At 47.8% G+C, this 6,814-nt stretch carries 9 protein-coding genes and 1 pseudogene; 4 read left to right on the top strand and 6 right to left on the bottom strand.

Features of this window, described 5'->3' with window-relative positions; translation table 11 throughout:
• Positions 1-258: 258 nt before the first annotated feature.
• From BST81_RS24865 to BST81_RS27205, 5 genes are all read right to left on the bottom strand, one after another.
• A complete protein-coding gene (locus BST81_RS24865; RefSeq protein WP_083637076.1) occupies positions 259-645 on the bottom strand; it encodes a type II toxin-antitoxin system death-on-curing family toxin in 387 nt (128 codons plus the stop codon).
• Positions 642-839: a DNA-binding protein gene (locus BST81_RS24860; RefSeq protein WP_075601208.1), complete on the bottom strand. Its 198-nt coding sequence runs from the start codon at positions 837-839 to the stop codon at positions 642-644. Before BST81_RS24860 ends, BST81_RS24865 begins: the two co-directional genes overlap by 4 nt.
• A gap of 179 nt (positions 840-1,018) precedes the next feature.
• Positions 1,019-2,176 carry a DNA cytosine methyltransferase gene (locus tag BST81_RS24855; protein ID WP_075601207.1) on the bottom strand — a complete coding sequence of 386 codons (1,158 nt, stop codon included), beginning with the start codon at positions 2,174-2,176 and terminating at the stop codon, positions 1,019-1,021.
• Entirely contained in the window at positions 2,169-2,813 is a 645-nt protein-coding gene (locus BST81_RS24850; protein WP_075601206.1) for an Eco29kI family restriction endonuclease, read from the bottom strand. The genes BST81_RS24855 and BST81_RS24850 overlap by 8 nt, the downstream gene beginning before the upstream one ends.
• Positions 2,814-2,872: 59 nt before the next feature.
• A protein-coding gene (locus tag BST81_RS27205) for an IS630 family transposase (RefSeq protein WP_216351453.1) occupies positions 2,873-3,827 on the bottom strand; the annotation gives its coding sequence in 2 pieces (ribosomal slippage) (positions 2,873-3,485 and positions 3,484-3,827; 957 coding nt in all).
• A gap of 56 nt (positions 3,828-3,883) precedes the next feature.
• Here BST81_RS27205 and BST81_RS24835 point away from each other — a divergent pair.
• The 4 genes and pseudogenes from BST81_RS24835 to BST81_RS24820 form a co-directional block, all read left to right on the top strand.
• A pseudogene (locus BST81_RS24835) lies at positions 3,884-4,090 on the top strand (winged helix-turn-helix domain-containing protein); the annotation flags it as partial.
• Positions 4,091-4,166: 76 nt separating this feature from the next.
• Positions 4,167-4,700, top strand: coding sequence for a DUF192 domain-containing protein (locus BST81_RS24830; protein WP_075601204.1), 534 nt, complete (start codon positions 4,167-4,169; stop codon positions 4,698-4,700).
• Between the two features lie 275 nt (positions 4,701-4,975).
• Positions 4,976-5,215 (top strand): DUF2949 domain-containing protein, encoded by a 240-nt coding sequence (locus tag BST81_RS24825; RefSeq protein WP_075601203.1) that lies wholly within the window; start codon positions 4,976-4,978, stop codon positions 5,213-5,215.
• A gap of 2 nt (positions 5,216-5,217) precedes the next feature.
• The gene (locus BST81_RS24820) at positions 5,218-6,315 is read left to right on the top strand and encodes an ATP-dependent 6-phosphofructokinase (protein WP_075601202.1); all 1,098 of its coding nucleotides are present in this window, start codon (positions 5,218-5,220) and stop codon (positions 6,313-6,315) included.
• Between the two features lie 50 nt (positions 6,316-6,365).
• On the opposite strand, the gene BST81_RS24815 is transcribed toward BST81_RS24820, so the two are convergent.
• The gene (locus BST81_RS24815; protein WP_075601201.1) at positions 6,366-6,761 is read right to left on the bottom strand and encodes a sulfur transferase domain-containing protein; all 396 of its coding nucleotides are present in this window, start codon (positions 6,759-6,761) and stop codon (positions 6,366-6,368) included.
• Positions 6,762-6,814 lie beyond the last annotated feature (53 nt).

Below are 6,814 nucleotides of genomic sequence, written 5' to 3'. Positions count from 1 at the left end.
CCAGTAAACGGCAAGCGATTTTGACAGGCATTAGTCGCAAAGGCTACTGGCGTTTGTCAAAGACGTTGGCGACACAAACGGGAATGACTAACGAGTGGTTGGAGCAACAGGGATTGCTTTCAATTCGCAACCTTTGGATGCAAGCTCAAGGCTATGTTTAGCCATTAATGTTGTTTGCGCGTCTTCATGAACCGCCTGTTGCGGAGCCGCATGGCAGGTGGTGTGGGAGGGGAGAGTTAAATGCTCTCCTCGACCCGATTAGCTGGCGGCTGTGTTCTGCTGTAACCATTCTATAAATACCTGACGTTCTTGTTTGCCTGATGCGATCGCCAACACCATACGCTCTTGTTCATCCACAGAGGCGTTAATTTCTAACCCATTCAAAACAAGAAAAGTCTCTGTCGCAGCATGACCTGTACGTTTATTTCCATCTACAAATGGATGATTCATGATGATCGAAAACCCTAACGCTGCTGCTTTCTCCAGCAAACTTGGATACAGATCCTCTCCGCCAAACGACATTCGAGGTTGGGCAATCGCTGATTCCAACAAACCCATATCTCGGATACCCAATGCTCCACCGGATTGTGCAAGAATTTTGCGATGTAGCTCTAGTACCTCAATTAGGGTCAAATAGCGAATCATGCCAAACGCCTATATAGTTCAGTGTTTTTCCTCAACACATAATCGGCTGCATTAACAAAATCGCCTTTTTGTACATTTAGCCAATCCTCCAGGCTTGCCTTCAAAAGCACTTCAGTCGCAATGCCATGCACTCTTGCTAAATCTTGTAACTTTTGGAATTGGCTGTCTGAAAGATCAATTGTGATAGAAGCCACAGCGATCGCTCTCCTAGGGTTTCTGAGTCAAGTTTAACACCCACTTCTAACCAATAACCTCGCTGTACCGTCCCAGCCCAAAAACGAAGCCAGCTAACGTCAAAGTTGTGCGGCGGCAGATAACCTCTAATTCTCACCGATAACCTCTTTACCGTCCGCACCAACGCAGTGTTAGCTGTCTAAGACTCACAGCTTATAGCCTGGGACAAAGAACTCGCTATGCAATAACTTAGCTCTACTGGCACCGCATTACCAATTTGCCTCATAGATTCTGTCCATGACCCCAAAATCCTATAATTATTAGGAAAGGTTTGAATTCGTTTAGCTTCAAATGTAGTGTAATAACGTATTCGACCATCCTGATATCGAATCATATTTTCCCCTCCAGGGACACCGTGATCTCCTGCTTTGAGGGTTTTGGACGGCATATCTATATAGCTTCCAGTATGACCAGGATACGATCTGGCACCTTCCCTTAAAATATGCTCAGTATCAAAACTACCGTCAGTATCAGGTTCTGGTAGTTCTCCAATTTGATCTCGAACTGTTTTCCATGGCTTTAAGGGAGGAGAAAACAAAGTAGGCTGCTGCATCAATTGCTCAATCCGCTGTTGAGTCCTTTTATCTAGACAATCAAATCCTGATGGTTTAACTCCATGTCTTTCCCAGTAATTAAAACTGACAAACTGTGACCATAGCAAGGAATCAAAAGAATGGGATTCTTGAGGGAAAGACCACTCTATATTCAAATCCTCTCTGATTCCAACAATAAAAACTCGTTCACGACGTTGGGGAATCCCATAATTTGCAGCATCTAGTAAACGAAAAACAACATTGTATTTGACCCCTTTATACTTTCCTGAAGTATGAATTTTTTCGAGTCTTGCTAAATGATCTTTCCAGCATTCTGAATCTCTAAGAGAAACCTCAGGATATCTTAGCCTTAATATTATGTACTCGAAATAGTTGCTAAATGATTTGCGTAAAATGCCCTTAACGTTCTCAAAAATAAAGGCTTTGGGCGTACAAACACTTATCGCCTTACAGGCATAAGGAAACATATCTCGTTGATCTGCATTTCCCTTATGCTTTCCTCCCATTGAAAATGGCTGGCATGGAGGACCGCCTGAGATTATATTGACATGCCCAAACTGATCAAATTGAAATGTACGGATATCTGTATTGTGGATAAACTGATCGCCGTAATTGTAAGCCAATGTTAGACAAGCATCATTATTTATTTCAACAAAGGCTTTGTGCTGAATTCCAGCCATCTCTAAGCCTTTGGCTAGTCCTCCTGCACCTGTAAACAGCTCTAAGCAAGACAGTCTAGGCATCTTCTCCACTCAATCTAGCCATGAAATTTTCAATGCTTTGAAGTAGCTCTTCTTTAGTACCGTGAACCCCTTGACATTTTATAGCCCAGGGTCGCCCTGGATGACAAACATCCCAATCTGATTTAGCTTGCGCGTATCTGCCTTTTCCGGGATCATGATTGCCGAATCCATCGATCAGAGTGTTCCAAATCGGTTGGTATTTTCTAATAAGTGCAGCTTCTACAGTACCAATTAAATCACTCTCTTTGCCTTCGAGAATCATGAAGCGGCAGAAAAAATCAGATCTATCTAAGTTTTCTGCTAGATCTATGCTGTGGCTATGTTCGTTAATTCGATTGTTTAGCTCGTAGCTTTGGGTATTTACGGGTATTAGCTGTCTAGCTTGACGCCAACCTTTCGGAACTGCTTTCCCAACGTAAATAGGCATGTGGAATGCAGTTCTATTGACCAAATTAAATCTTGAATATATGCCAGATTTTGCAATGCAATATAGCGCATAAATTCCTGTTCCATGAAAACGCTTTGGAACGGGAATTGGATGTACAGGTGTACCGTTAAAAAAGCGTATCGTATCTTTTACGACTTCGTCAAAGTCAGGAGAAACGTACACATGTTTGGAACGGTCAAAAATAGTCATATAAGCTGAATGTAAACCGATAGCTTTAAGTGTAGGAACATTTCATTATACAGCGTTTTTTATGCTGGTGAGGCACAGTAACAGCAATGAGAGAACCAGTTCCTTAAGTCGCTCGATGACACCTGGGAGAAAGCTTCATCAATAGCTTTGGCAAGTTCTGGATAACTGCGTGCCTTAATCGAACGCAGAATGCTCTTAATCTTTGAAAAGCAATTCTCGATAGGCGAAAAGTCTGGTGAGTAAGGGGGTAGGAAAATTAGCTTGGCTCCTGCATCCTCAATCAACTTTCTAACGTCTTCACCCAGATGAATAGAGCAGTTATCCAGGATGACACAGGCACCTTTCCATAACTTAGGCACAAGTTTCTGGGAAATAAAGGCTTCAAAGGTCAGTCCATCAGTTGACCCCATGAGATTGCAGTAAGTCACGACCTCCCGCAGACTAATCGCCCCTAGAATCGAGACTCGTTTCCCTCGCTGGCTTGGACGCTTGCCATGTGCTCGTCTGCCTTTCGGTGCACGCGCCCAGAGTCGGGTCAAGGCTAAGTCCACTCCTGATTCATCAATGAAGATTAGATTTTGAGCTAGAAATCCTCGAACCAGTTGCCAAAATTCGACTCGTTTAGTTTGCACTCGCTCAGTTTCCTTTTCGTCGGGATGCAGAGTTTTTTTTAAGCGTTAAGTTCAGCTTCTCTAGCATTCGAAACATTGTCGAAACGCCAACTCGGACACCGACCCTCTGTTCTAACAAGTTACATAACTCTGCCAACGTCGCGTCGTTATTCGATTCAACAATCGTCTCTAAAATCTCCAGTTGCTCAACACTTAGTTTGGTCGGTGTTTGCACAGTTCGTTGTTTGGGGACAATCTCACCTGTTTCCCGATGTTGTTTGATTAACTTTCGCACGAAACTATAAGCAACTCGAAATTGTATAGCGATTTGACGTTGCGACGTATTCCCTTCAAGATATGCATCAACAATTTTCTGTCTAAGATCTAGTGAGTATGGTTGCACTTGATTGAGCATGAAGTAAACATACAAATCATTCTATCAAATACGCCTCACTAGGCTGGAAATTGCTGTATCTCATGGAACATCCCCGAGAAGTCATGACTCGGGAGCAAATTCTGGAGAATGTCTGGGGTTACGACTTTATGGGGGAATCGAATGTGATTGAAGTGTACATTCGATACCTGCGCTTGAAGGTAGAAAACGAAGGTGAAAAACGCTTGATCCAGACAGTGCGGGGGGTCGGGTATGTGTTGCGGGAAGCCTGAGGCATAATGGATGGGGCGGTTATGGAATCCGCCCTTTACCAGAGAGGGGAGAATGAGAGCCTTAAGGAGAAGGGGTATGCTGCAAGTTTTTTCTGCCGGGTTAGTGGCGTTGCTCGTAGCCTGTTCGGCTCCAACCTCTGGGGTCGAAAGTCCCCCAGGATCGGAAAGTTCAACCTCACCTGCACCCAGTCCAGCCCAGGAAATCACTCTGAACCAGGGGCAGTCTCTCCCGATTACGGCTAGAATCACGATCGCTGGTCAGACGATTGATCTGGAAGTGGCCCGAACTTTTCAAGAGCAGGCCACCGGCTTAATGTTTCGCACCACCCTGGCCGATAACCGGGGCATGCTGTTTCCGTTCCACCCCCCCCGTTCCGTGAGTTTCTGGATGAAGAATACCCTGATTCCGCTAGATATGGTGTTTCTCAGGCAGGGCCGGGTGCAGTTCATTTCCCAGAATGTTCCTCCTTGTCAAGCAGACCCTTGCCCTGCCTATGGGCCGGATAGGAACTTGGAGATTGATCAGGTGATCGAATTGCGGGCAGGTCGAACCCAGGAACTGGGGTTGAAGGTGGGCGATCGTTTACCGGTTCAGTTTTTAAAAAAGTAGGCCGGTGAAAACGCTCTAAGGAATGAGAATTAAATAAAGTGTCAAACTCCTGATTGCCCTCACCCCCCTGCCCCCTCTCCCAAATTTGGGAGAGGGGGCAGGGGGGTGAGGGCTGAAGAAATCCAGGTTATTTAATTCCCGTTCCTAAGGCCAGACCTCTAACTTCTTGAAGAAGTCAGAAATTCGAACCATCAAAGCCCTTGTCTTCACAAGTTCCCCATAGTTTTTGCCTAAGCTCAGAGTATAGCCAAGCATCTTGCAGGTGGGCAAAAGCCATGGAGACCGACCCTCAATCCCTGATCATTGCGTTTTTGCGGGAAGAGCTGGCCATGCCGAAGTCTTCCATTGAGTTGGCCCTGCGGCAGGCTGAGCAGGTTTCCGGCCCGTTGCCGATCGTCCTCTGGCAGTATGGGTTGATTACCCTGCCCCAATTGGGGGAGATTTTTACCCGCTTGGAAGCGCACCACCCTACCCAAACCTGGCTATTGACTCTGGATCAGCATAACTGGAAATGAATATGCAGAAGCGAATTGGGCTGCTTACGAGTGGCGGCGACTGTCCCGGCCTGAATGCCGTAATTCGTGCCGTGGTCAGCCATGCCACCCTGACCTATGGCTGGAAAGTTCTGGGCATCCCCTACGCCACGGAAGGGCTGATGGAGCGGAAATCCATTGTCCTGGGAATGCACACCATGGACTTGCGCGGCATTGATCCCCTGTTGAATATGGGGGGAACTATTTTGGGAACAATCAACCGGGGCGATACCCTGGACCATGCCAGCCAGATCATCCAGGGGTACCACGAACTGGGGCTGGATGCCCTGATTGCCGTGGGGGGCGATGGTAGCCTATCCATTCTCCATACCCTGGCCCAGGAAGGGAACTGGCTAATGGTTGGCATCCCCAAAACGATCGACAACGATGTGGCGTTGACTGAGCGGGCGATCGGGTTTGATACAGCGGTCAATACCATTACCGATGCCCTGAATCGGTTGACTTTTACTGCAGCCAGCCACGATCGGGTGATGATTGTGGAGGTGATGGGTCGGAAAGCAGGCCATCTGGCTTTACAGGCTGGGATTGCCGGGGGGGCTGACGTGATTCTGATTCCAGAGATTCCCTACACGATCGAGGGCATTTGTGACCATCTGACGGATTTGCGCTACCAATGGGGTCGGAAGTTTGCGATCGTGGTCGTGGCGGAAGGGATCGATCCCCTACCCGGAACCACAGGTTGTCAGGTCAGTCTTTCCAAGGGCAATGCCAACTGTGGTATGGGCCAATACATTGCTGACCAGATTACGGCTCGCACCGATCGTCGAGTAGAGACTCGGGTCTCTGTGCTGGGTCATATTCAGCGAGGAGGCATTCCTTTTGCCCTCGATCGTCTGATGGCAGCGGCTTTCGGCAAAGCAGCGGTGGATCTGGTAAGCCAGGGGAAATCCGGACTGATGGTGGCCTGGCAGAATGGCACGATCGTGTCGGTGCCCCTGACAGAAGTTCTGGCCCAGAGCCCCCGATCTGTTAACCCCAAAGATTACCTGGTGCAAACGGCCCAGAGTCTGGGCATTTACATTGGTGAGCCCAATGCAGCCCAACCTGCGGAACCTGGGTGATTTTTTCGCATAAGAAAAAACAGGGGCGGACCTTTGCTGATCCGCCCCTGTCAGACAGGTATCTCAAACAGCCCTAATTGTTTTGCCTGATCAAACGCCTTCTCCAGCGCAACGCCCTGGCGGATCGCGATGTACATCAGCGCGATCGCGGCTGCCCGCATCGCGTTGTCACAATGCACCAGCATGGGTCTGGGCAACTGCTGCATCAGTTGCAGAATTCGGGTTGCGGCCTCAATGCTACTGCTGTCAATCGCAAAGGGAATGTTGATGTAGATCAGCCCCAGGAATTCTGCTTTTTGCTGTTCATCCAGGGAAAAGCCTTTTTCATGGGGCGAACGCAGATCCACAATGGCATGAACCCCCTCCTCAACCAGTTGAGGCAGTTGTTCTAGGGCAATCTGTCCGGCAATGGACAGGTCATCGTTAATTTTCCGAATCGTCTCCATCGGTCCCTCCTGACTGCCATCCAAGCCCCCTGACCGGCTAACTCTGAGGCTAA

It is taken from the genome of Leptolyngbya sp. 'hensonii' (assembly GCF_001939115.1).
Taxonomy (GTDB): domain Bacteria; phylum Cyanobacteriota; class Cyanobacteriia.
Note: the sequence above shows the minus strand (reverse complement) of the source record. Positions and strands in the feature narration are given on the sequence as shown.